The sequence below is a fragment of the Streptomyces sp. NPDC047079 genome (genome assembly GCF_040643755.1).
GTDB lineage: Bacteria > Actinomycetota > Actinomycetes > Streptomycetales > Streptomycetaceae > Streptomyces.
In genome coordinates this window covers 91,320-116,431 of sequence record NZ_JBEYUZ010000008.1, presented here as the reverse complement: position 1 = coordinate 116,431, position 25,112 = coordinate 91,320, and the positions used below count along the sequence as shown (strand labels likewise).

The 25,112-nt window shown below is 71.7% G+C and carries 12 protein-coding genes and 2 pseudogenes; 10 read left to right on the top strand and 4 right to left on the bottom strand.

The genetic code is table 11. From position 1 onward, the window contains the following. Positions 1-213 precede the first annotated feature (213 nt). The 3 genes from ABZ823_RS13835 (at position 214) to ABZ823_RS13825 (ending at position 5,172) form a co-directional block, all read left to right on the top strand. The gene (locus ABZ823_RS13835; RefSeq protein ID WP_361658429.1) at positions 214-2,265 is read left to right on the top strand and encodes an APC family permease; all 2,052 of its coding nucleotides are present in this window, start codon (positions 214-216) and stop codon (positions 2,263-2,265) included. Between the two features lie 114 nt (positions 2,266-2,379). Then, complete coding sequence (locus ABZ823_RS13830) at positions 2,380-3,708, top strand: TRAM domain-containing protein (protein ID WP_361658426.1); 1,329 nt, start codon at positions 2,380-2,382, stop codon at positions 3,706-3,708. Between the two features lie 282 nt (positions 3,709-3,990). Beyond that, entirely contained in the window at positions 3,991-5,172 is a 1,182-nt protein-coding gene (locus ABZ823_RS13825; protein WP_361658425.1) for an XRE family transcriptional regulator, read from the top strand. Positions 5,173-5,888: 716 nt separating this feature from the next. Here the strand turns inward: ABZ823_RS13825 and ABZ823_RS13820 are convergent. Next, positions 5,889-7,226: a S1 RNA-binding domain-containing protein gene (locus tag ABZ823_RS13820; protein WP_361658422.1), complete on the bottom strand. Its 1,338-nt coding sequence runs from the start codon at positions 7,224-7,226 to the stop codon at positions 5,889-5,891. 186 nt (positions 7,227-7,412) lie between these two features. Between ABZ823_RS13820 and ABZ823_RS13815 the strand changes: the two genes are divergently transcribed. Next, positions 7,413-8,630 (top strand): response regulator, encoded by a 1,218-nt coding sequence (locus tag ABZ823_RS13815; RefSeq protein ID WP_361658419.1) that lies wholly within the window; start codon positions 7,413-7,415, stop codon positions 8,628-8,630. Between the two features lie 17 nt (positions 8,631-8,647). On the opposite strand, the gene ABZ823_RS13810 is transcribed toward ABZ823_RS13815, so the two are convergent. From ABZ823_RS13810 to ABZ823_RS13800, 3 genes are read right to left on the bottom strand one after another with little or no spacing between them, the layout of a single operon-like run. Then, complete coding sequence (locus ABZ823_RS13810; RefSeq protein WP_361658417.1) at positions 8,648-11,224, bottom strand: ATP-binding protein; 2,577 nt, start codon at positions 11,222-11,224, stop codon at positions 8,648-8,650. Next, positions 11,221-14,580 carry a hypothetical protein gene (locus tag ABZ823_RS13805; RefSeq protein ID WP_361658414.1) on the bottom strand — a complete coding sequence of 1,120 codons (3,360 nt, stop codon included), beginning with the start codon at positions 14,578-14,580 and terminating at the stop codon, positions 11,221-11,223. Before ABZ823_RS13805 ends, ABZ823_RS13810 begins: the two co-directional genes overlap by 4 nt. After that, the gene (locus tag ABZ823_RS13800; RefSeq protein WP_361658412.1) at positions 14,577-18,365 is read right to left on the bottom strand and encodes an AAA domain-containing protein; all 3,789 of its coding nucleotides are present in this window, start codon (positions 18,363-18,365) and stop codon (positions 14,577-14,579) included. The genes ABZ823_RS13805 and ABZ823_RS13800 overlap by 4 nt, the downstream gene beginning before the upstream one ends. Positions 18,366-18,446: 81 nt before the next feature. Between ABZ823_RS13800 and ABZ823_RS13795 the strand changes: the two genes are divergently transcribed. The 6 genes and pseudogenes from ABZ823_RS13795 to ABZ823_RS13770 all read left to right on the top strand — a co-directional run bounded on the left by ABZ823_RS13795 (position 18,447) and on the right by ABZ823_RS13770 (position 25,087). Continuing rightward, positions 18,447-19,067, top strand: coding sequence for a LysE family translocator (locus ABZ823_RS13795; RefSeq protein ID WP_361658409.1), 621 nt, complete (start codon positions 18,447-18,449; stop codon positions 19,065-19,067). A gap of 471 nt (positions 19,068-19,538) precedes the next feature. Beyond that, positions 19,539-19,877: pseudogene (locus ABZ823_RS13790) on the top strand (gluconate permease); the annotation flags it as partial. A 42-nt stretch (positions 19,878-19,919) separates the two neighbouring features. Then, a complete protein-coding gene (locus tag ABZ823_RS13785; RefSeq protein WP_361658406.1) occupies positions 19,920-21,248 on the top strand; it encodes an enolase C-terminal domain-like protein in 1,329 nt (442 codons plus the stop codon). A gap of 214 nt (positions 21,249-21,462) precedes the next feature. Further along, positions 21,463-21,558: pseudogene (locus ABZ823_RS13780) on the top strand (IS5/IS1182 family transposase); the annotation flags it as partial. Between the two features lie 167 nt (positions 21,559-21,725). Beyond that, a complete protein-coding gene (locus ABZ823_RS13775; RefSeq protein WP_361658404.1) occupies positions 21,726-23,309 on the top strand; it encodes an FMN-binding glutamate synthase family protein in 1,584 nt (527 codons plus the stop codon). A gap of 14 nt (positions 23,310-23,323) precedes the next feature. Continuing rightward, positions 23,324-25,087 carry a thiamine pyrophosphate-dependent enzyme gene (locus tag ABZ823_RS13770; RefSeq protein ID WP_361658401.1) on the top strand — a complete coding sequence of 588 codons (1,764 nt, stop codon included), beginning with the start codon at positions 23,324-23,326 and terminating at the stop codon, positions 25,085-25,087. Positions 25,088-25,112 lie beyond the last annotated feature (25 nt).

Sequence of the window (25,112 nt, the reverse complement as noted above, 5' to 3'; positions counted from 1 at the left end):
TCCGAGGCCGGGCCGGGCGAGGAAGCCGGCGAACTCCGCTCACGTGTCCCCGCAACCTCCCGGGGCGGCCACGGAAAGGGCTTTGTCGCGGAGGCGCGCGGAAACCCCTCACCTGCGGAATCCGCAGCTCGCCCACTCCCTCGAATCACTCGTGAGGCAGATCTCTGTCAGCGGGTGGGCGACCCCCGGTACGAACCCTTACGATCCTCTCTTGTGTCCAAACTGACCGACGTGCCCAAACGCATCCTCATCGGGCGCGCACTGCGCAGTGACCGGCTGGGGGAGACCCTCCTGCCCAAGCGCATCGCACTCCCCGTTTTCGCCTCCGACCCGCTCTCCTCCGTGGCCTATGCCCCCGGAGAGGTGCTGCTGGTCCTCTCCATCGCGGGCGTGTCGGCCTACCACTTCAGCCCCTGGATCGCGGTCGCTGTCGTCGTACTGATGTTCACCGTCGTCGCCTCCTACCGGCAGAACGTGCACGCGTACCCGAGTGGCGGCGGCGACTACGAGGTCGCCACCACCAACCTCGGACCCAAGGCGGGCCTCACCGTCGCCAGCGCTCTGCTCGTCGACTACGTCCTCACGGTCGCGGTGTCGATCTCCTCGGGCATCGAGAACCTCGGCTCCGCCATCCCGTTCGTCGTCGAGCACAAGGTCCTCTGCGCGGTCGCGGTGGTCGTGCTGCTCACGCTGATGAACCTGCGCGGGGTCAAGGAGTCCGGCACGCTGTTCGCGATCCCGACCTATGTCTTCGTCTCGGGCGTGTTCATCATGATCGCGTGGGGCGCGTTCCGCGGGCTGGTCCTCGGGGACACCATGCGGGCACCCACGGCCTCGTACGAGATCAGGGCGGAGCATCAGGGGATCGCCGGATTCGCGCTGGTCTTCCTGTTGCTGCGGGCCTTCTCCTCCGGCTGTGCCGCGCTCACCGGTGTCGAGGCGATCTCCAACGGCGTCCCGGCCTTCCGCAAGCCCAAGTCGAGGAACGCGGCGACGACGCTCGCGATGATGGGGCTGCTCGCCGTCACCATGTTCTGCGGCATCATCGCGCTGGCCATGACGACAGAGGTGCGCATGGCCGAGAATCCGGCAGCCGACCTGCTCCACCACGGCGTCGCGCTGGGCTCAGGCTATGTCCAGAACCCGGTGATCTCGCAGGTCGCCGAGGCCGTCTTCGGCAAGGGCAGCTTGCTGTTCATCGTGCTGGCCGCCGCCACCGCCCTGGTCCTGTTCCTCGCCGCGAACACCGCGTACAACGGCTTCCCGCTGCTCGGCTCGATCCTCGCTCAGGACCGCTATCTGCCGCGCCAGCTGCACACCCGCGGCGACCGCCTCGCCTTCTCCAACGGCATCGTGCTGCTGGCGGGCGCGGCCAGCATGCTGATCGTCATCTACGGCGCCGACTCGACCCGGCTGATCCAGCTGTACATCGTCGGTGTGTTCGTGTCGTTCACGCTGAGCCAGACCGGCATGGTCCGCCACTGGAACCGGCATCTCGCCACCGAACGCGACCAGGCCAAGCGCCGGCACATGGTGCGCTCGCGCGCCATCAACGCCTTCGGCGCCTTCTTCACCGGCCTGGTGCTGGTCGTCGTCCTGGTCACGAAGTTCACGCACGGCGCCTGGGTCGCCCTGCTCGGCATGTGCATCTTCTACGCGACGATGACCGCGATCCGCCGGCACTACGACAGCGTGGCCGAGGAACTGGCGGCCCCCGAGGGCCCGAGCGACGACATCGTGCGCCCGTCGCGGGTCCACTCGCTGGTGCTCATCTCCAAGATCCACCGCCCCACGCTGCGCGCCCTGGCCTACGCCAAGCTGCTGCGCACGGACACCCTGGAGGCGCTCAGCGTCAACGTCGACCCGGCGGAGACGAAGGCGCTCAGGGACGAGTGGGAGCGGCGCGGCATAGACGTACCGCTGAAGATCCTCGACTCGCCGTACCGCGAGGTCACGCGGCCCGTCATCGAGTACGTGAAGAGCCTGCGCCGCGAGTCCCCGCGCGACGCCGTGTCCGTGATCATCCCGGAATACGTGGTGGGCCGCTGGTACGAGCACCTGCTGCACAACCAGAGCGCACTGCGGCTCAAGGGCCGGCTGCTGTTCACGCCGGGCGTCATGGTGACCTCGGTGCCGTACCAGCTTCAGTCCTCCGAGCTGGCAAAGCAGCGGGCCCGCAGACGGCAGGACTGGAACGCACCCGGCGCCGTGCGGCGCGGCCCCGCGGAGGAGCGGGCCAAGGAGTCGTCGGCCTCACGGAGCTGAGGCTCCCGTCACATGGTGAACGGCCGGGTGACAGCCACGTAGACTGGTGGGCTGTCGTCCGGCCGCACCGGCCCGCGCTCGTCCCCCCTCTCTCTCACCTGGAGTCGTCCCCCCATGCAGGCAGAACCGAAGAAGTCGCTGGTGGGCCAGGAGTACGAGGTGGAGATCGGCCCCGTCGCCCACGGCGGTCACTGCATCGCGCGCACGGACGCCGGCCAGGTCCTCTTCGTGCGGCACGCACTGCCCGGGGAGCGGGTGGTGGCCCGGGTCACGGAGGGCGAGGAGGGGGCCCGCTTCCTGCGCGCGGACGCTGTGCAGGTGCTGGAGGCGTCGAAGGACCGCATCGAAGCGCCCTGTCCGTACGCGGGCCCCGGCCGCTGCGGCGGCTGCGACTGGCAGCACGCCAAGCCGGGCGCGCAGCGCCGGCTGAAGGGCGAGGTGATCGCCGAGCAGCTGCGGCGGCTCGCCGGCCTCACCCCCGAGGAGGCGGGCTGGGACGGCACCGTGGTGCCGGCCGAGGGCGACAAGCTGCCTGCGGGTCAGGTGCCGCAGTGGCGCACCCGGGTCCAGTACGCGGTGGACCCCTCCGGCAGGGCGGGCCTGCGCCGGCACCGCTCGCACGAGGTCGAACCGGTCGACCACTGCATGATCGCCGCCGAGGGCGTCAGCGAGCTGGGCATCGAGAAGCGCGACTGGACCGGCATGGACTCCGTCGAGGCGATCGCGGCTACGGGGTCACAGGACCGCCAGGTGATCCTGACCCCGAAGCCGGGTGCACGGCTGCCGCTGGTCGAACTGGACAAGCCGGTGTCGGTCATGCGGGTCGACGAGAAGACGGGAGGCGTGCACCGCGTCCACGGCCGTCCCTTCGTCCGCGAACGCGCCGACGGCCGTACGCACCGTGTCGGGGGCGGCGGCTTCTGGCAGGTCCACCCCAAGGCTGCCGACACCCTGGTGACGGCGGTGATGCAGGGCCTGCTGCCCCGCAAGGGAGAGACCGCTCTCGACCTTTACTGCGGTGTCGGCCTCTTCGCCGGCGCGCTCGCGGACCGGCTCGGCGAGAAGGGCGCGGTACTCGGTATCGAGTCCGGCAAGCGCGCGGTGGAGGACGCCCGCCACAACCTCGCCGACTTCCCCCGCGTCCGCATCGAACAGGGCAAGGTCGAGTCGGTTCTGCCGCGCACCGGCATCACGGAGGTCGACCTGATCGTCCTGGACCCGCCGCGCTCCGGCGCCGGCCGGGAAACCGTCTCCCACCTGTCGTCCCTGGGCGCCCGCAGAATCGCCTACGTGGCGTGCGACCCCGCGGCCCTCGCCCGGGACCTGGCGTACTTCCGGGACGGCGGATACCGGGTGCGGACGCTTCGGGCGTTCGATCTGTTTCCGATGACGCATCACGTGGAGTGCGTGGCGATTTTGGAGCCGGTGAAGAAGGACGCCTGACCTGCGGTTTCGCGGTGCTCGTCGGCTACCCGACCTGTTTCCGGTCATTCATCGGGTCGAGTGGGCGTTCTTTCGTCGAGGGTGTCTGACCTGCGATCTCATCCTGAGGTGGCAGCCAGGCCAACTGCGGGGCACTGCGCCGCTCGGAAATCTTGACGCTCAAACGACGCTCGTCCTCAGCGGCCGACAGTGCTTGCGCGGGTGATCGAAGATCGCCTCGCGGTCGGCGGCCGCGCCGCGATGCCGCTTGCGATTTTCGCAACGCCTTCGTATGGTGGGTTCATGGGTGAGTCCGTAACCGATCGTGTACGAGAAGTCATGTCGGCGGCCTCGGTCACTCAGGCTGTGTTCGCCGAAGCCATCGGGCTGACGCCCGACAAGGTCTCCAAATCTCTTGGCGGTGTCCGCAGGTTCACGTCTCTCGACCTGGCGCGTATTGCGGAGTTCGGCAACACCACCGTGGACTGGTTGCTGACCGGACGTGAACGGCTGCGTCCCGCCGTCGCGGCCCGCACGACCGCGCCCGCGCTCGACGAGCGCGGGCGGGGCAGGCTGAGGGAGCTTGTCGACCGGTTCACCACGGCGTACGAGGTGATCGATCTCCTCGGCCTGTCGCCCGAACTGCCGGAGCTGCCCCCTGTCCGGTCGGACCTCCGGCGCTATGTCGACCAGGGCATCGCGCTGGCGGAGGACGCACTCGTCCGGCTCGCCGCCGAGGGCCGGCCGGCCATGGGCGGACTGGACACCGCGGATCTGCTCCAGGCCATGGAGCGCTCCTTCGGTGTCGACGTGGCGAAAGCCGATCTGCCGGACGGGTTCGACGGCGCCGCATGGCAGGTGGACGGATTCCGGCTGATCATGATCGCCCGGACCGACGTGCCGACCCGTCAGCGTTTCACCCTCGCCCACGAACTCGGGCACATCCTGGCGAAGGACGCCCAGGATCTGCTGACAGAGACGCATCTGTCCCCGGGACACCAGAAGGACCTGACCGAGGTGCGCGCCAACGTGTTCGCCGCCAACCTCCTGATGCCCCGGGACGAGATCATGTCGGCGGTGCGGGAAGGCGAACTCACGGACGAGTACCTCACCTCACTCGTCGTGCGATTCCAGGTGTCCCCCAGCGCCCTAGCGGCACGGCTCGGGCAGTTGGGCGTCATCGCTCCGGAGACGGCGAACAGACTGCGTGGGCTCACCACGCAGGCGTGTCACTGGCTGACCGGACAGAGTGACCTCTTCGAGGCCCGCAAGACGTGGTCACATGCCGGACGACTACCGTTCCGGCCGGCCCAGTTGCTCTACGAGGCCTACCTGGCCGGGGACACCACCCTGCGCCCGCTGGCCGCGTACACCGGCCTGGACGCCGAAAAGGTGCGTGCCATGCTCGAACCCGAACCGGCTCCGCAGGGCGAGGGGACCTCCGGTGCTGAAGTGGACGAAGGGGATCCGGTCTTCCAGCCATGACGCGCCACTGCTGGTTTCCCGACAACACGGTGTTGTGCAACTTCGCCGCAGTCGACCGCCTGAGCCTGCTGGAAAAGGTCCTCGACGGCCGCGGACGTTGGACACAGGCTGTCGCGGCCGAGGCCGAGCAGTCGGCGCGGTACTGGCCGAAGCTGAGTCAGGCGATCGACGGCGGATGGCTCGGCGAGCCGATCGAGATCGACGACCCGGTCGAGACTGCCCTCGTGGACCGTATCCGCCGCGTCGACTTCGCGGGCTCCTCGTCCCGGCCCTGCTGCTGTCGGCGTCAACGGCCACCGCGACGGCGCCTCCTGGCTGCTCAGCCCCCACGGAATGGACGGCGCCGTTCCACGGCACGTCCGACTCCGAGTGGGCGGCCATGCCACCGGTGAACGTCCTGCTGCCTTGGACGAGCACCGGAGCGGCGGCGAGTTCGGCGGCCGCGGCGAGCGGCGTGGCCGGGAGCGCGGCGGCGACCGTCGCCAGGGTGGTCTGCACGGCGAGGAAGTAGGCGTTCGCCTTGCCGCGGCGCACCGAGATGCGGTCGGCCATTTCGACCACCAGCTTGTACAGGTCCAGCAGGGTCTCGTCGGTGGATGCGCCGGGGGATGTGTTGATCGACATGGAGGGTTCTCCTTCGGGTCGGGTGCCTTATGGGGCCGGGCGACCCCCGGGGCGCCGTGGTGTCACGGCGCCCCGGGGGAGGGGGAGAGGGGTCAGGCGGCCCGGGGGAAGTCCTCCGGCCCGTCCTCGGCCTCGTCGGGCGCGACCTCGGCCTCGTTCCCGGCCTCGTCCTCGGGCTCGACGTCCCGGACGCAGACCTTGTCCTGGTGGAGGTTGATGCTGCTCACCTCGAGGTCGAGGATCTCGCCGAGCTCGATCCCGCCGTGGTTGAGGTCGTGCCGCAGCTGCCCGCTCATCGCGGAGCAGTGCAGGAACACCGGGCGCTCACGGCCGGGGACCCGCAGCAGCACATAGCCGCCCTGCCCCTCCGGGACGATCTTCACCACCTCGCCCTCCAGCCGCTCGTGCAGCGCGACCCTGGGCGACGCCGCCCCGGCGGACGGAAAGGGCACCACAGGCCTGCCCCGGCCCTGCGCCCTGCCCGGCGCCAGGGCCAGGGTGACCCGGCGCCGGCGGCTCTCCATCGACAGCACCGTCACCTCCACCTGGCTCCCCGGGGTGAGTTCCGTGCCGGCCGGCAGCGAGCTGCGCGGCACCAGGCCGTTGACGGGCCCGGAGATCCGGACGAACACCCCCGCCTGCCGCACGCTGTGCACCGTGCCGGTGAAGGTGTGCCCCACCGGGTGGGTGGCCTCCAGCCGGCGCCAGGGGTTGTGCTGGCCGCTGAGCAGCGTGTACTTGGTGCCGCCCGCCGGGAGCATCTCGAAGGCGCCGTCCAGCCACTCGCCCACCGTGCAGAACCGGGTCATGTCGGTGACGATCCGCGACCAGTCGACATCCTCGCCGCTGAGCACCCCCAGGGTGCCGTCGGCGGCCCGTACCACCGCGAAGTCCGCGGAGACGCTGACGACCTGGGCGCGGGCCGGGGTGATCCCGCCGGTCGCCAGCGGGATCAGCGCCATCTCCTGGGCGGGCTCCAGGCGCACCGCCTCCAGCTGCTGCCGCAGCTCCGCCCGCATCCGGGCCATGTCCGCGTACAGCGGGGTGTACGGGATGTGGCGCAGCCCGCGGACGTCGCTGGGGATGTCGTCCGCGTGCTGCGCGAGGTAGATCATGCGCTTGCCGATCAGCTTGGCGGCCATGTACTCCATGGCCACGTTGGGCGTCCGGCAGGAGAAGTCGACGATGCAGACCTCGGCCTGCTGGATGCCGCGCCACACCACATCCAGCACGTTGGCCGGGCCGTAGACGCTGTCGGCGCGGACCGGCGTCATGCCGGCCTCCGTGACGACCGGGCTGATGACGTCCTGGAAGTGCCAGTCGAAGTCGAACTCGTCGTCGTTGCGGAGGATCTTCTTGCCCATGGGCGTGATGACGAGGACGTTGCCGGGAACGGTCTGCTCGTCGCGGGTGAGTCGGATGTCATGCATGGCGGTTGCCTTCCGGGAGGAGGCGCCTGCTGCGCCTCGCTGGTACGAGACTCCCGAGCACGACCGGTCTTTCCCCGCTTCCTCCGCTGAGCTTCCGCGGCCCCCCTCCGCCGGCCCCGGGCGCGGGCTCAAAGTGACCTCAACGTACGCCCTGCACGCGGGGGTTGGCCGCTGCACAATTGACCTATGACAGACATGGGGGAGCAGTGGCGCATCCGGGTCCTGGGCGACCTCGCCGTCGAGCGGGACGGGACACCGCTGGAGCCGCCCGCCGGGCTCACCGGTGCGGTGCTGGTGGTACTGGCGCTGCGGTTACGGTATGGCGTGCGGGAGCAGGACGTGATGGCGTGGGTCCGTGACGGTGCCGGGCGCGCCGCGATCGCTTCGGAGGCGGCGCTGGCCCAGCACTTCAGCAGCCTACGCCGGACCGGACTGCCGGTGCCCAAGCGGGCCAAGGGACGCCCGTACACCCTCGACCGGCACGCGGTCCGGGTCGACGCCGAAGAATTCATCTCGGGCGTGGGGAAGTTGCGCGATCTGCCCGGGCCGCCGGGCCCGGCGGAACTCGCCCCGCTGATCGGCCTGTGGCACGGCGACCCGCGCGTCTGTCACCCGCAGGTCGAACCCGACCGCTGGAACGGGGTGTTCACGTGCCGCGACCGACTGCTGGAGGTGCTCGGCGGCGCGGACCCGGACGTCCTGCGCCAACTCGACGGCCTGGAAGGTTTCCTGGACTTCTTCCCCGGTGACCGTCTCTGCGACCCGGTCCGGGAGCGGCTGCGGGCCGGCGAGCGGCGGCGCATTCTGGTGGTGGAGGACCAGATGGCCGACCTGATCGAGGGTGCACTCGAGGGCTTCGGGTTCTCCTGTCTCACCGTCCGCTCGCTGGACGAGTGGTGGCAACTGCAGCGCGATCGGGAGGCGGAGGTGAGGCAGCTCGCCGGGGCGCTGGTGGACCTGCATCTGACCCCGGGGCTGGACGACCGGTGGGGCCTGGAGGTCGTGGCGTGGCTGGCCCGCCACACCGAGGTGCCGGCCTCGCTGATGACCATGGCACCGCCGTCGGGCGACCTCTACGACAGCACCCTGGTGCAGCGGGCCCGTTACCGCCTGGTCGGCATCATCCACAAGGGCACGCCCCAGGTCGACCTGACGGTCATCAGGACGGCCGCCGAGGCCCTGGTGTCCCAGGACCCGAAGTACCGCAGAAGGCGGGCCGAGACCTGGCTGGAGTGGGCGGCCCTGCGCGCCGACGAGAAACTGGACGCCGGGGGCAGCGGCCGGAACGCGGCGCTGGAGCGCTGCCGCCAGTCTGCCGACCGGGTGCGCGGGACCCTCCGGCACGGCACGGTGGAGGAGGCGGAACGTCAGATGCGCGCCTTCCTCCAGCACTACCCGGGCTGAGGGCCGAGCAGCCGCCGTCAGCGCGCGACGGGCAGCCGGACCCGTAGATGGGCGCCGCCGAGCGGGGAGCGGTCCAGGATGTCGAGCCGCCCGCCGGCCTCTCGTACCAGCCCCCGCGTGGCCGATAGCCCGGTGCCGCCGGTGCCGTGCCGGGACAGGTGCTCGCCGGTGCGCAGCAACTCCCGTTCCTCTTCGGTGAGTCCGGGCCCCGTGTCCTCGATGTCCACCTGGAACCATCTGCCGGTCCCGGCCGGGCCGCCGTCCTCGTCGGGCCGCCGGAGCCGCACCACGACGTCCGGGCCGCCGCGGACCGCGTCCGCGGATCCGGCCGCCCGCAGTGAGCGCACCGCCTGGGCCGCGTTACGGATCAGGTTCTCGAACGCGGTCTCCAGGCCGATGCGTACGGCCAGCACCGGCGCCCCGCCGGTCTGCTCGCCGTCCAGCTCGCTGCGGAAGGTGATCCGTACGCCCTCGTTGAACTCGACGTCCCGGGTGACCTTGAGCAGCAGTTCGCCCAGGTCGTGCAAGGCCGGCGGCGCCTGGTGGCCGGAGACCGCGGTGCGGATCTGCTCCCCGCCGAGCCGGGGCAGCATCTGCATGACCCGGTTCACTTCGGCAGCCTCGGCGCCGTCGAGTTTCTCGCCGAGCGCGCCGAGACTTGCCAGGATGAGCGCCAGGTCGTTGTCGGCCTGGTGCGCGTGGTGCCGTACCGCCTTCTCGGTGCGCGCGGCGCGGGTGAAGGCCCTGGCCTCCTCCATCCGCTGCAGCAGGACCTCCACGGACGCGGCGGCCTGCTCGCTCGCGCCCTCGGAGAGCAGGGCGCCCAGGCCGGCCCGCAGGGTGCGGTAGCCGCCGGTGCCGTCGGGGAGCGCCGCGCGCCGCAGGAGTCCCTGTCCGCACAGCCGGTCCAGGACCTCCTCGGCGTCGAAGAGCTGCCCGGAGCGCCGGGGGAAGTCGTCGGGCAGGCCGACCAGCGGGAGGTCGTTCAGGATGTCGGCGGCCCGGAACGGCTCCTCCGGGTGCAGCGCGTACGCCAGGCCCAGCGCGGCCCGTTCCTCGGCGGGGAGCCCGTCGGCCACCTCGGAGCGCACCCGGGCCCGGAACTCGGGGGTGCGGACCAGGGACAGTCCGGTGTGGCCGAGCCGGCCGTCGGCGGACCGCTGCGGCAGCACCTCGTCCAGCAGCATCCGCATGACCAGTGGATGGCCCTCGGACTCGTAGTCCAGGGCGTGCACGACGGCCGCGTCGGGGACCACGGCGTGCAGGTCGAGGAGCCAGGCCAGTGCCTCGCGCGGGGTACCGCCGTTGAGGGCGATGCCCGCGCCGGGGAACGCCAGGGCGCACGGGCCCAGCCGGGGGACCAGCAGGCGCAGCAGGTTGATCCGCCGGTGGGCGGGCGCCGACAGCAGACCGGCCGGCGGCGGGGCGAGGACCCGCAGCAGCTCCACAGCGGTCAGCGCCGCGACACCGGCTGGCGTGGCCGGGGCCGGACCGGCCGTGGGCACGAACCAGATCAGCGGCCGCGGCAGTTCGTCGGGCGGCGGTGCGTCGGTGGCGGAGACCCACAGGCCGACCCCGGCGGGGTCGGTGATCGGCAGGTGCGGCAGTCGGGCGTCGTCCAGCCCGGTCAGCAGGGTGTGGTAGCCGTGGTCCCGGAAGGTCACGGGTTTGCGTACGTCTTCGCCGAGCATCGCGCTCAGGCAGGAGGCGAAGTCGGCGACGGAGGTCTCGTGGCGGTCCGCGGCGAGGGCGCGCAGCGACTGCAGCAGCGGGACGTCAGACTCGCCGAGGCGGACGTAGCGGGTCAGATAGTCGTGCCGCGGCGGCACGGATTCGGGCGGGTAGTGGCTGAGGATCTCCGGGAGGCCGCGGCCGAGCGCGGGGTCCCAGCGGGGCGGGCGGGGCACCCAGGCGGGGCTGCTGCCGTTCATGTCGATGTCCTCTGCCGTCAGCAGCCTGCGGGCCGCCTCGAACTCGTTGGCGTCCAGGCAGGCCAGGACCGCCGCGGCGTGGGCCTCGGACAGCTCGGCGGCGGCGAGTTCCGCGCGCAGTTCCTTCTGCTGCCGCTGCTCGGTGCGTTGCACGGCGGCCTCGGCCTCATCGAGCAAGACCGTCGCCTCGGCGCGCCGGCGCAGCGCGGCCTCCTCGGCCCGCCGTTCCAGTTCCGCCGGGAGGGCGGTCGAGCTGCGGGAGGCGCGCCGGCGCAGCAGGGTGACCCGGGACCGTACGGTGGCGAGGGCCTCCTGCTGGGCGGCGTCGAGCCGGGCGTCGAGGCCGGCGCGTACGTCCCGGGGCAGGGCGGTGCCGGCCGGGCCGGCGGGGGAGCCGGCGGTGTCCAGGAGGTCGGCGACGACGGTGAACTCGCCCTCGTCGACCAGGCGGTGCAGTCCCTGGGCATCGGTCATCGGTTCGGCCAGGCCCCGCAACACCAGGACGGCCGCCTCGCCGGGGTCGAGCGTCCGGCCGCCGGCCAGGGCGACGGCGAGTCCCGGGTGCCGGCTGCGGCCCGCCCAGTCCCGTAGCACCGTGTCGAGCAGCGGCCCGGCCTGGTCGACGGGGTCCGCGGGGCCGGCAGAGTCTGCGGGTACGGTCATGAGGCCCTCCAGCGGGCGAGCAGTTCCAGGTCGCCGAGGAAGTGCCGGGCCAGCACGCCCTCCGGCCCGTCCGGCCCCTCCAGCGCGGCCGCCGCGTCGGTCAGTTCCGTCCAGTGCCCGGCCAGCCAGGTGCCCAGCTCCTCGGCGCCCGGCGGAGCGGCACCCGTCGCGGCGGCCGATCCCGCCGTCCGGAGGAGGTCGTCCACCGCGGCCACCACCGGGTTCAGCCGCTGCAGGTAGCGCTTGAGGTGGCCGCCGAACATCAGGGTCCCGTGCTGGGAGGCGCCCCGCCCGGCGGCCAGCACCAGTTGCTCGGCCGGAAAGGCCCCGGGCCCCTCGCGCCACTCCCGGAGTTCGCCGTCGCCGCGGCCGGTGACGATCCGGCCCAGCTCGGCGAAGGCCCCGGAGGGGGTGTTGAACAGGGCATGGTGGGTGCGGGTGCTGACCTGGCTGGCGAAGGTCATGGCCCGGGCGTGCGCCAGCCGCTGTTCCAGCTCCTCCCAGAGCCTGGCCCGTTCGTGCTCCCGCCGCGAGCCGTCCAGGCTCACCCGGATCAGCTCCAGCGGCATCGGCAGGTAAGCCGCCCGCCAGTAGGCGACGACTCGGTCCACGAACTCCCGCCACGGCGTGCCGAGTCGGGGCAGTACGACCTCCAGCGCCTCGTGGCCGGAGGCGTCTCCCGTGAGCAGCAGCAGGGAGCACGCCCCGAGCGCCACCACCACCCGCTCCCCGGCGGAGAGCCCCTCCTCGAGGACGAGTTCCTCGAGGACCAGCTCCTCCAGGACCGCGGCCACCGCCTCGGGGTGGTGCGCGGAGCGGGCGGCGCCCAGCACCGCCGTACGGGCCCGGGGCCGGAAGCCGGCGTCGGGCAGGCCGCGGCGGAGCACCGCGGCCTCCACGAACTGCCCGGTGTTCCAGCAGTGCCGTATCAGCCACCGCTGCCAGCGCCCCGCCCGGCCGTCTTGCCCGCCGTCGAGCCCGCCGTTCCGGTGGTCGGCCAGGCAGCGGGCGGCAACCACCGCGACCAGGTCCTCGGGGCCCGACCCGCCGAGCAGCTCCAGCAGTTGCCAGGGATCCTCCGCGGCGCCCAGCACCTGGGCCACCAGCCGCGGGTCGGCGGCGCCCTGATCCGCGTAGGCGTGCAGCAGCCGCTGGGCCGGGGCGTGGGCGGCCCCTGCCGGCGGCAGGGCCGTAGCGGAATCGCGCCCGGTCTCCGGCCCGGCCCCCGTGGCCGCCTCCGGCCCGGTCTCCGGCGCGGCGGTCAGCCCGACGGCTCCCGCCGCCCGGGCCACCGCGTCCGCGGCGGCGGCCCCGCTGACCCGGACGCTCAGCTCCGAGGCCAGCCGGTGACGCCCGTAACGGCCGTCGAACGCGAGGTAGTTGAAGCTGCCGACGACGGCCTCGTCGTCCCAGACCAGCAGCGCCGCCCGGTTGCCGCCCTCCACCAGGCGCAGCCGGCCGGGGAAGTCGGCCAGCAGATCCTGCAGCCGCTGCCGGGCCTCGCCGTACTGACGGCGGTCGCCCACCGGGTGGGTGGCGTCCGGCAGGACCAGGGTGACCTCGACGCCCTCCTCCAGCCGCGCGCGCAGGGCGCCCACCAGCCCGGTGTCGACGATCTCGGCGGCCAGGCCGTCGGAGGCGATCACCAGCCTGCGGCGTGCCCGGCTCAGGGCGACCCGGAACAGGGTGCGGTGCGTCGCGTCCGTCACCAGACGGGCGGCGGGCAGCCGACGGGCCGCCAGTCGGGCCTGCGCCTGCCTCAGGTACTCGGTCCAGCCGCTGACCCACAGCTCCAGCGCCGACGCCTCGACACTCGGGTACTCGGCCGGCGCCTCCACCGCCGGCTCCGGCAACTCTTCACGCCCACGCTCCGGTTCCGGCGCCGGTGCCCCAGCCGACCGGAAGTCCGCGGCCCGTACCTGGACCAGCCGGCTGTGCTCGTACGACGGCACCGAGGCCCGTACCCAGTCCAGGAGCTCCGTGATCACCGGGCTGTCGTCGCCGGGCTGTTCCAGCAGCAGCCCGACGTCGGACCGCCCCCCGGCGCCCGACAGCGGGGCCGCGCTGGTGACCAGGGCCGCCGTGTGGTCGGCGACCACCAGCTTGGCGTGCGTCCGGGCGCTGGTCACCGGCAGCACCACCTGGGTCGCGCCGGGTTTCCCGCCCAGCCGCTGCAGGTCCTCCAGGGCGTTGCGGGTCCGGTCGTCGAACTCCTCGTCCCGGTCCCGGTCGGCCGCCCCCCACAGCAGGACCAGCCGTACGTCACGCCGCACCGCGTCCTCGAGCGCCGGGAGGTGCCGACGCAGCGTCTGGTAGTGGATCCGCGGACTGCAGATCACCAGTTGGCTTGTGGCCTGTGCGATCAGCTGCCCCACCAGCCGCTCGTGCTTGTCGGCCGTCACCGGCCGCACCCGCATCTCCCGGTCCGCACGTTCCCGCAGCAGGCCTTCCAACTGCCTAGCGTCATCGGCGAGTTCGCGGTGCCAGGTGTGGCGCTGCCCGGCCGGGACCCCGCGCGCCGTCTCCACCCGGTCCGCCAGGCGTGCCAACGCGCCCGCAGGGGAGGGAGGTTCGCTCAGCGCGCCCACCGCAACATCGCGCAGCTCGCTGAACGGCTTGCCGCCGGGCGCCTCCGCGGCGAGCTGGGTGAGCCGTTCCGAGGCACTCTCCCGCAGCTCGGCCGGCACCCGGTCGTCCACCACGGTCATCGTCAGCTGCTGGTCATGCTCGTGCCAGCGCGGCTCCACCTTCAGCTCGATCCACCGGCGGGTCCGCGGCCGTTCCAGACCGGGCGGCGGCAGCCGGTAGGACAGCACCTTGCGTCTGCGCCCGGAGTCCACCGGCTGGTGGGACCTGTCGGCCGGCGGCTGCCGCTCGTCGGCCTTCAGCGACTCGTCGAGCGCCCGCAGCACCGCGGACTGCGACACCCTGTCCAGGCCCACCGGGTCGTCGCCCACCGGCAGGGCGAGCCTCGGGTCGGGCGGCGACAGCGGGCCGCGGGCGGGCAGCACCCGGCGGGTGATCTGGTCGATCATCAGCTCCCGCTTCTCCCGCACGTACTCCGCGCCGGGCACCGGCGCGCCCCGGTCCAGCTGGTCGGCGACCTCCGGCGGTACGACGATCCGGCTCAGCGAGCGGTCCACCGACAGCAGCCCCGCCCGCCACAGGTCGTACACCAGGTCGTGGACGATCCTGCGGCCCAGCTGCAGGTGCCCGGTGAGCTGCCCCACGTCGTTGAGCCCGGCGCGCACCGCGTCCAGCAGCACCAGCTCCATTGGCGACAGCGCGCCGCCGTAGCCGAGCCGTACCTGCAGCTCCACCGTCTCGCAGGGCACGTAGACGACCGCGATGCTCACCTCGCCTCCAAGGACAGGACGTCGGCGGCGTTCAGCACGACGCCGTAGTGGTCCACCGCCTGGCAGACGGTCTGCCAGAAGGTGTCACCGCCGTTGTCGAACCCCGCGTAGTGCGCGTAGTCCCCGACCACCACCAGCAGCTGTCGGGCCCGGGAGAACAGGACGTTGATCAGGTCCCGGCGGGACAGGTGCCCGAAGCTCTCGGCCGCGCTGCCCGAGCCGCGCCGCTTGTTCCGCACCAGCGAGACCACCACGATGTCCGCCTCCCGGCCCTGGAAGGCGTGCACGGTCTGCACGAACCGCGACAGGTCGCCGTAGCGGTGCAGGACCTCGGCCTGCTGGCGGTACGGGGTGAGCACCGCCAGCGGCTCGGTACTGAAACCGTTGCGGCCCGGAACCGGGGCCGGGCGCATGGCCGACACCAGGCGGTGCACGATGTCCGCCTCGCCCTCGTTCTTCCAGTACGGCTGCTCCTGGCAGTTCGGCAGCCCCGCGGTGTCCAGCCACACCAGGGCACGGCCGCGCAGCCAGCCCGGCGCCTCCACCGGTGCCGGGGTCTCCGGGTGGTGGGTGGCCAGCCCGCCCAGCGGCATGCCGTCCTCGGGCGGGCGCTCCCCGGGGCGCGGCGGCCGCGGGTAGAACACCCGGCTGACCACCTGCGCGATCGGCTCACGCATCCGGAACTGGGTGGACAGCCGCGCCGTCGGCCGGTTTCGCCAGGTACGCGACTCCACGTCGGTGTCCGTGTCCGTGCCGGCTTCCGCGCCGGTGCCGGTGTTCTCGTCTGCAGGCTCCTGCTCCGGGAAGAGGCTGCCGAACATGTCGAACGCCTTCAGGTACGTCTTGCGGTCGGCGCCCGCGGCGGCGATCGCGGTGCTGGGATCGTTGACACACGAGTCGAGGAACCGCACCACCTCGTCCCGCCGGTGCGCCGGCAGCTGGAAGTGGTCCCCGATCAGCGTCCAGCGGGTGCCCCTCACCAGCGGTATCGCCAGCTCCGTCGGCCATGCCTTGGCCGCCTCCTCGACGATCACCCAGTCGAACGAGGACGCCCCGCCGGGGGTCCCCAGGTTGCGCGGCGTGGCGGTGGCACAGGTGGCGAAGACGATGTTCGCGCCGCGCTGCAGCCGGTCCGCCAGCTCCGGCAGGACCGGCTCCCGGGCACCGGGGTCCAGCATGTCGCGCCACCGCTCGAGCACCGGCCGCACGTCCGGGTCCACCCCGGCGGCCAGTTGCTCGTCGATGCCCTGCCGCATCTGCCGAGCCCGGCGCAGCACCAGCTCGCTGCGGAGCCACGGGCGGACCCGCTCGTCCGGGTTGCCGCGCTGGGACACTACCCGCAGCGCGATCGGGACGTCGGGGTCCGCGTCCGTCGGCCTCTCGTCGTTCCGTGCGCCGATGTCCTTCAGGATGCGCGCCGCGAGGTTGTCCAGGGTGAAGTTGGACTGGGCCGAGACGAGGACGCGATGGGTGGACTCCTGCTCCAGATAGGCGGCGACGGCGCGCGCGGTGACCGTCGTCTTGCCCGTCCCGGGCGGACCCTGCAGGGCGAAGAACGGCTGGTGCACCAGGATGTCCCGCACCGCCTGCCGGCCGCCCTTCCGCAGGCCCTTGCCCGCGTCCGCCCAGCGATGCGGCAGCGTGGGCAGTGAGAACGGCCTGCGTAACTGGCTGACCAGCGACTTGAGGCCGAACAGCTCCCAGCGCGCGTCCGCCTGCCGGCGCAGCACCGTCTCCGCGCCGATGTCGTCGGCCGGCCGGACCCAGCCCCGCGGCGGGATCTTCTTCTGCCCCGGCTTGGGCTGCAGCACGATCCGGTCGCCGCCCTCGACCCGAACCACCTGCGCCTGCACGCTCCGTTCGTTCTGCCCCTTGCGGTCGTGGTCCCCGGCGTACACCTCGACGTCGGCGCTGCCGCTCTCCTCGTTCTCCAGTCGGCCGAAGAACTCCCCGAACGGAGGCCGCAGTTCGGGGTTGCTCGCGTACTTCGTGAGCAGGGCGTGACTATGGACCCGCTCCTGGTCGCGCTTCTGGTCCCAGCGCACCAGCGTGCCGTCGCCCGGGGCGTCGGCCACCGTCTCGTACGGGTAGCGGCGGGCGCGCAGTTCGACGCCCTGGAACTCCAGCAGCCAGTTGATGGCGCGCTCGTAGTCCAGCTGCGCGGTGGACTTCGTGACGGCAGGGCGGAGGGCGTCGGTGAACGCCTCCCAGCTCGGCCGGTCCCGGCGCAGCGCGTTGAGCCGCGGCGCCGGGGTGCGGTAACTCAGCGCCTTGATCTCGGGCATGGGTCGCTTCAGCGAGGCCGCCCGCAGATCCTCCAGCTTGTTCTGCACCCCGTACGCGTCCAGCCGCGCCACGTACTTCACAACCAGCACCTCGGGCATCGGAGCCCCCAGGCTCAGACCCTGCTGCGGCCGGAGCAACTGGCAGAACCACAGGCCGCGGGCGCCCGCCAGCACCACGGTGGCCTCCCGCTTGCTCTCCGTGGAGCCGCCGTTGACGAACGGGTCGGCGCCGTCCGGGGACCAGAGCACCTCGCCGCGGCGCAGGTCGGTACGGAGCAGCTCGGCCGTCTCCCGGATGCCGGCCTCAGTGTCCGCCGGGTGCTCCAGCCACTTCCACTTGCCCAGGGTCTCCTCGCCCCGCTCCGGCATGAAGGCCAGCAGATGGGGCAGGCTGCTCACCGCGCCGCCGAACTCGATCATGTTTGCTTCGTGGTGCTCGTTCAGGTAGCCCGCGACCTCATCTGCGGTGGGCCGGTTCCGCGGGTGCGGATCCAGCATCCGCCGCAGCAGGTCGCGCAGCGCAGACGGCAGCCGGACATGCTGCAGCCGGTCCCGCAGATGCTCGCCCAGGCGCTCCAGCCGGTCCCGCTCGGCCACCACCTCCGCCGTCTCACGGGGAACGCGCTCCGGTACCAGCTCCTGCGGCAGCGGCTCGACGAACCACTCCCAGGCGACCGCCGCCAGCCCGTACACGTCACCCTTGGCGCTCTCCACGACATTGTCCGACTCGCCCGGCCGGGGCAGCAGGTACGCCAGCCGCTCCGGCGCCAGATACGGCAGCGGCTCGGGCCCCTCCGCCAGCACCAGCTCCCGCAGCTGCCCGGCCGCGGAGGAGTCCGCGGACGCGCCACTTAGCAGCCCCGCCACGAATGAGCTCAGCTCGAACCGGGCCAGCCGCAGCCGGTACTCGCCGTCGGACCCGACGGCCACGTCCAGCGCGGCGGGGGAGAGCCGGCGGTGCGTCAGGCCCAGGTCGTGCACGATCGCCAGGGCGTCCGCCAGCAGCTCGAACTGCCTCAGTGCCCCCGACGGATCCTTGCGCAGGTTCTCGCCGTCCGCCGGGGAGAGCTGGTTGTCCGCCCCCACGGTGGCGATGAACGCCGCCTCGATCCCCTCGCCCGACTCCGTCCTGAGCCCCGCGTCCTTCGCCGTGACGGCGTCCAGGTAACCACCGCCCAGCAGCACCGGCAGACAAGGATGCTCCAGCCCCGACAGCCGGGTCAGTGCCCGCACCTGCTGGTCCCACAGCAGACCGCCCAGCTTCGTCAGCCCCAGATACACCGAGACGTCGACCTGCCGGTTCGTCTCCGCGTCGAACAGCTCCCGCGTCAGGTACAGGTGCCCCGGGAGCAGCTCCCGGAGGCCGATCGGCTCGTCCGGGACCATTGCCTCGTACGGCCCGCAGCGGGCGGTCGCCGCGTCGCAGCAGAAGTACTTGATCAGATCGACGACCTGCTCCACCCCGAACGCCACAGCCCTCGCCCCCTTGCGCAGCAGCACACGCGTTGCCGCAAGTATGGGGCAAATGGGCGGTGTCAGTGAGGGCTGTCACCACTTCATCTGGACCAAAAGGGGGGCAGCATGCTGACCCCCTTCGCAGCCGCGCTCGGAGTCCTGGGCTTGCTGACTCTCGTTCCCGGCCCGGACATGGCCGTGGTCACCCGGCGCGCCCTCGTGGCCGGCCGCGGGGACGCGCTGCGGACCGTGGGCGGAACAGCGACCGGACTGCTGGTCTGGGGTGTGCTGACGGTGGCCGGACTCGCGGCCGTACTGGCTGCCTCGCCCGCGGCCTACCTCGTGGTCAAACTCCTTGGAGCCGGCTACCTGGTGGTCGTGGGCGCGCAGGCGCTGTGGCAGAACCGCCGCGACGCACCCACGGCTTCAACGGGTCCCGGTCCTGCCGTCGTCGGAAGCCCCTGGCGGATCGGCCTGGTCAGCAACGTCCTCAACCCGAAGATCGCCGTCTTCTACACCGGGCTGCTCCCCACGCTGGCCCCGCCCGGGCTGCCCGCCGCCTGGGCCATGACCCTCCTCATCCTCCTCCACACCACCCTCACCCTCACTTGGCTGGGCAGCTACGTGCTCCTGCTGTCCAAGGCCAAGCACGTCCTTGAGAAGCCGCGGATCCGCCGTGCGCTCGGGCGGACCACAGGCGTCGTGCTCATCGGCTTCGGCCTCGCGGTTGCCACGGCTTCCGGCTGACCCGCATCAACCACTCCCACTCGGGCGTGACGGACTGAGGGCGACGACGATGGGCCGGGCAACACCGTTTGGGGGCAGCCGCGTTCGGTGCTGAGTCCTGCCATCGGCACCGAGTGGCTGAGGGGGTTTGTGGCGGGTGAGCCGTACCGCTGGGCGGAGCCTGGCCGGTGATGCCGGTCATCGTCTCCCCGCGGGCGACGGCGCGACCGGCGGGCAGCGCCTTGTCGAGACAGAGGGCCGTTCACGAATGTGGTCGCCGTCGACGTAGTCCGTGTCTGTGAGCCGGGCGCGGATTCCCCTGCCACGCGGTGGGCCGTGGGAGTGCTCTCCGCAGATCCGCCACACCGGCCCCCATTGACCTCTAGGGTTCCCAAGCTTAGCCTCCATTCCCATACGCAGACGACGTCCATATATGGAGACAGCGTTCATGGTGGGGGTCAATGTGGATGCCGAAGGCACCGTCCAGACAGCTGGTCCATCTCGCCGATCATTCTGGCCTGGCTCATCGCCGTCCTCCTCCGCGTGGCCCTCGGCTCGGCGACGGTCGCCGTCGTCACCGCCTCCGGCGTGGTACTGCCGCTCCTCGCGGGCAGCACTGTCCACCCCGAGATCATGGTCCTCGCCGTGTCCTGCGGGTCGATCGCCTTCTCCCACCTCAACGACCCGGGGTTCTGGCAGTTCAAGGAGTACTTCAACCTCTCGGTCATCGACGCGATCAAGGTCCGCACCACCTACACGACCGTGCTGGCGGTCCTCGGCCTGGGCGGCGTCCTGGCGATGGAGTGGGCCCTCGACGTCCTCAGCCTCTGACCACCGACCCGACCACCGCACACACAAGGAACCGCGACCACCATGAACCAGCCGACCGTCACCCACTTCGCCGTCTACCCCGTGGCCGGCCGTGACTGCATGGAGCTGAACCTCTCCGGCGCCCACGGCCCGTACTTCACCCGCAACATCCTCGTCCTCAAGGACTCCGAAGGCCGTACGGGACTGGGAGAGGTACCCGGCGGCGAGAAGATCACGCAGACGCTCCGCGACGCCGAACCCCTCGTCCTCGGCGCGAAGGTGGGCGACTACAAGCGCGTCCTGCGCGCGATCGCGGACCGCTTCGCCGACCGTGACTGCGGTGGACGCGGCGCCCAGACCTTCGACCTGCGCACCACAGTGCACGCGGTCACCGCCGTCGAGTCGGCGCTGCTCGACCTGCTGGGCCGGCACCTCGACGTGCCGGTCGCGGCCCTTCTCGGGGATGGTCGACAGCGCGACTCCGTACGCGTGCTGGGCTATCTCTTCTACGTCGGCGACCCCGGCCGAACCGACCTGGAGTACGCCCGCGAGCCGGACTCGGAGGTCGACTGGTACCGCCTGCGGCACGAGGAGGCCCTGACACCGGAGTCGATCGTGCGTCAGGCCGAGGCAGCCTACGACCTGTACGGTTTCCGCGACTTCAAGCTCAAGGGCGGAGTCCTGGCGGGCACCGAGGAGGTCAAGGCCGTACGGGCACTGAAGGACCGCTTCCCCGAGGCTCGGATCACTCTCGACCCGAACGGTGCCTGGTCCCTGCGCGAGGCGATCGAGCTGTGCACGCCCCTCGTCGGCACGCTCGCCTACGCAGAGGACCCCTGCGGGGCGGAGGGCGGCTACTCCGGGCGCGAGATCCTGGCCGAGTTCCGGCGCGCGACCGGCCTGCCCACCGCGACCAACATGATCGCCACCGACTGGCGCCAGCTCACCCACGCCCTGGCTCTGCAGTCGGTCTCCATCCCGCTGGCCGACCCGCACTTCTGGACCATGCAGGGCTCGGTGCGCGTGGCCCAGCTGTGCAACGCGATGGGCCTGACCTGGGGCTGCCACTCCAACAACCACTTCGACATCTCGCTCGCCATGGTCACCCACTGCGGTGCCGCGGCCCCCGGCGACTACAACGCCCTCGACACGCACTGGATATGGCAGGAGGGCCTGGAGCGCCTGACGACCGCCCCACCTCGCATCATCAACGGTGAGATCTCCGTCCCCGACGCCCCGGGCCTGGGCGTCACCCTGGACATGGACCGCCTCCTCGCAGCCCATGACCTCTATCGGACGAAGGCTCTGGGGGCGAGGGACGACGCCATCGGCATGCAATACCTGGTCCCCGACTGGAAGTTCGACGCCCGGCGCCCGTGCCTGGTGCGCTGACCGAGCGGTCCGCCCAGGGCCTGTCGCGAAAGTTGATCCCGGCCATGGGCGAGCACGGCCTGTGGCAGGTGGGGGTGCGACGAACGGCCAGTACAGTGGCGGACCCGGACCGTGCCCCTGGTATGCGCGGAACGCTACTGGCCCGTGGGACCGGGTCTACGACCTGTTCCGCCGCCGGCAGCGGGACGGCGCTTGGGCGAGGACGACCACCCGGCTCCAGGCCGAAGCGGACGCGAAGGGCCTGATCATCTGGGATGTGAACATCGACCCGGCCGTCTGCCGGGCGGCCCACCAGCACGCCGCCGGGGCGGGGAAAAGGGGGACGCCAGAAGGGGGCGCAGGCCCACACCGCAGGAGGCGACGGACGGACGCCCTCGCTCGCGGGCCAGGCGGGCCCGTCCAGCGGCTCCGGCGACTGAGAGCGTCCGGTGCCCGGCTGTCGCGCATGGGGATCGACAACCGGGCAATGCGCCAGGTGTGACTCGCGTTGGAATCGTCGTCCTGACTCTGGTGACCGCTCTCGGGGCTCTGGCTGCAGCGGTCGGGATCTCGCCCTGGTGGTGGTTCCTGGTGCTTCCGCTCACGTTCGTGGGTGTGCTCGGCGCCTGGGACCTGGTGCAGCGTCGGCACTCGGTGCTGCGCAACTATCCCGTGCTCGGCCATGCCCGCTACCTCATGGAGCGCATACGCCCGGAACTGCAGCAGTACTTCATCGAGCGGAACTACGACGGGCGCCCCTTCGACCGGGATGTGCGCAGCATCGTCTACGAGCGGGCCAAGGGCACCGACGCGGAGGAGCCGTACGGCACCGAGCGGGATGTATACCACCCCGGTCACGAGTTCCTGGTCCCGTCGATGGCGCCCTGCCCGGTGCCGAAGAACCCGCCGCGCGTGCGGATCGGCGGTCCGGACTGCAGCCGGCCGTACGACATGGCACTGCTGAACGTCTCGGCGATGAGTTTCGGCTCGCTGTCGGCCAACGCGGTCCTCGCGCTCAACGGAGGTGCCGCGGCGGGGGGTTTCGCCCAGGACACCGGTGAAGGCGGGCTGTCCGAGTATCACCTCCGTCCTGGGGGCGACCTGGTTTGGGAGATCGGCACCGGGTACTTCGGCTGCCGTACCGAGAAGGGCGATTTCGACGCGGCCGAGTTCGCCGACAAGGCCGCACACGATCACGTCAAGTGCGTGTCCCTGAAACTGTCGCAGGGCGCGAAGCCCGGCATCGGCGGTGTTCTGCCGGGAGCCAAGGTGAACGCCGAGATCGCCCGTGTCCGGGACGTGCCCGAGGGGCGGACGGTCGTCTCCCCGCCGTACCACCGGGTGTTCTCCACCCCGCGGGAACTCGTCCGCTTCATCGCCCGAATGCGCGATTTGTCCGGTGGCAAGCCCGCCGGGTTCAAGCTGTGTGTGGGCTCGCGCCGGCAGTTCCTGGCCGTGTGCAAGGCCATGCTGGAGGAGGGCACGGCGCCTGACTTCATCGTGGTGGACGGCGCCGAGGGCGGGACCGGTGCGGCGCCGCTGGAGTTCGCCGACCATGTCGGCACCCCGCTCACCGAGGGTTTGCTCACCGTGCACAACGCCCTCGTGGGCACGGGCCTGCGCGACCGGATCAAGGTCGGCGCGAGCGGCAAGATCGCCACCGGCACCGACCTGGTCAAACGCATGGTGCAGGGCGCCGACTACGGCAACGCCGCGCGGGCGATGATGTTCGCCGTCGGCTGCATCCAGGCCCAGAAGTGCCACACGAACACCTGCCCCACCGGCGTCACGACCCAGGACCCCCGCCGAGCCCGCGCCCTCGACGTCCGTGACAAGACGGCGCGCGTCCAGCGCTTCCAGGAGGCGACCGTGGCCAGCGCGCTGCAGATCATGGCGTCCATGGGCGTCACCGATCCCGCGCAACTGCGTCCGCACATGCTCCGCCAGCGCGTGGACCCCTTCACCGAGCGCTCCTACGAGGAGCTGTACGAGTGGCTCGAGCCGAGGCAGCTGCTCGCCGAGCCGCCGGCCTCTTGGGCGGCCGACTGGAAGGCCGCCGACCCTGACCGTTTCACCGTGTGACCTGGAGGACTCACGTGGCCCGTACTGTTGCCCGCGTCATCGTGGACGCGCTGAGCGAGCTCGGCGTGCGCCAGGTGTTCGGCGTCGTAGGAGACGCGCTCAACCCCCTGACGGACGCAATCCGCACGACCGAGGGCCTGGAGTGGGTGGGCTGCCGGCACGAGGAGGCGGCGGCCTTCGCCGCGAGCGCCCAGTCACAGCTCACCGGCACGCTCGGCGTGTGCATGGGCACCGTCGGACCCGGTTCCGTCCACCTTCTCAACGGGCTGTACGACGCGGCCAAGAGCCATGCCCCGGTCCTGGCGATCGCCGGTCAGGTACCGCTCGCCGAACTCGGCAGCGACTACTTCCAGGAGGTCGACAACGACGCCCTCTTCAGCGACGTGGCCGTCTTCCGCGCGACCATCACCTCTCCCGACCAGCTTCCGCAGATGCTGGAGACGGCGGTGCGTCACGCACTGGGCCGCAAGGGCGTCGCCGTCCTCACCGTGCCGGGCGACCTCGGCGAGCGGGAACTGACCGCCGACCGGCCGCCCCGCTTCTCCCTGAACGCTCCGCTGAGCCGACCGGACGGGTCGGCCGTCCGCCGCGCCGCGGAACTCCTGGACCGCTCCGAACGGGTCACCCTGCTCGTCGGGGAGGGCGCCCGAGCCGCCCGCGAGGACGTCCTCACCCTCGCCGGCCGCCTGGCCGCACCGATGGTGCTGACGCTGAAGGCCAAGGCGGGTTTCGAGGGCGACCACAACCCCTTCCAGGTCGGTCAGACGGGGCTGATCGGCAACCCCGCCGCGGCGGCGGCCCTCCAGGACGCGGACACCCTCCTGCTGCTCGGCACGGACTTCCCCTACCGGGACTGGTATCCCGAGGGCCGGACCGTGATCCAGGTGGACACCGAGGCCACCCACATCGGGCGCCGAGTACCCGTCCACGTCGGGCTCGTGGGGGACACCGGCGCCACCGTACGCGACCTCCTGGACGACCTCACCGCCGCGCCTGCCGGGTCCCGAGGCGCACGTGACCGCTCGCACCTGGAGAAGGCGCGTAAACGCTTCGACCAGTGGCGCACAGGTCAGGCCCGGCTCGCCGACCCGTCGCACGACCAGGGTGTCGTGGGCCGCATCCGCTCCGCTCTGGACAACCGTGCCCACGACATCCGCCCCGAAGTACTGGCCGCGGCCGTCGACCAGGTCGCGGCCGACGACGCCGTCTTCACCTCCGACACGGGGATGGCCACGGTGTGGCTTTCTCGCTTCGTCGAGATGCGCGGCGAGCGACGCCTCATCGGCTCCTACAACCTCGGCTCGATGGCCAACGCCATGCCCCACGCTCTGGGTGCCCAGAGCCTGGACCGCGAGCGCCAGGTCGTGGCCTTCTGCGGCGACGGCGGGCTGAGCATGCTCCTTGGCGACCTCATGACCCTGAAGACGTACCGCCTTCCCGTCAAGCTCGTCGTCTTCGACAACCGCCGGCTCGGCATGGTGAAACTGGAACAGGAGCAGGCCGGACTGCCCGAGTTCGGCACCGTGCTCGACAACCCCGACTTCGCCGCCGTAGCCGAGGCCATGGGCATCACCGGCATCCGCGTGACCGACCCGGCCGACGTGGAGAGCGCCGTGCGACGCGCCTTCCGCACTCCGGGCCCGGTCCTGCTCGACGTCCTCACCAACCCCGACGAGATCGCCGTGCCGGCCAAGCCGACCGTCGAACAGGGCTGGGGGTTCGCGGTGGCCAAGGTGAAGGAAATCGTACGCAGCCACGGAGAGCCGAGCGGGGACTGACAGAAGTTCGAGGAATGCTGGTCGG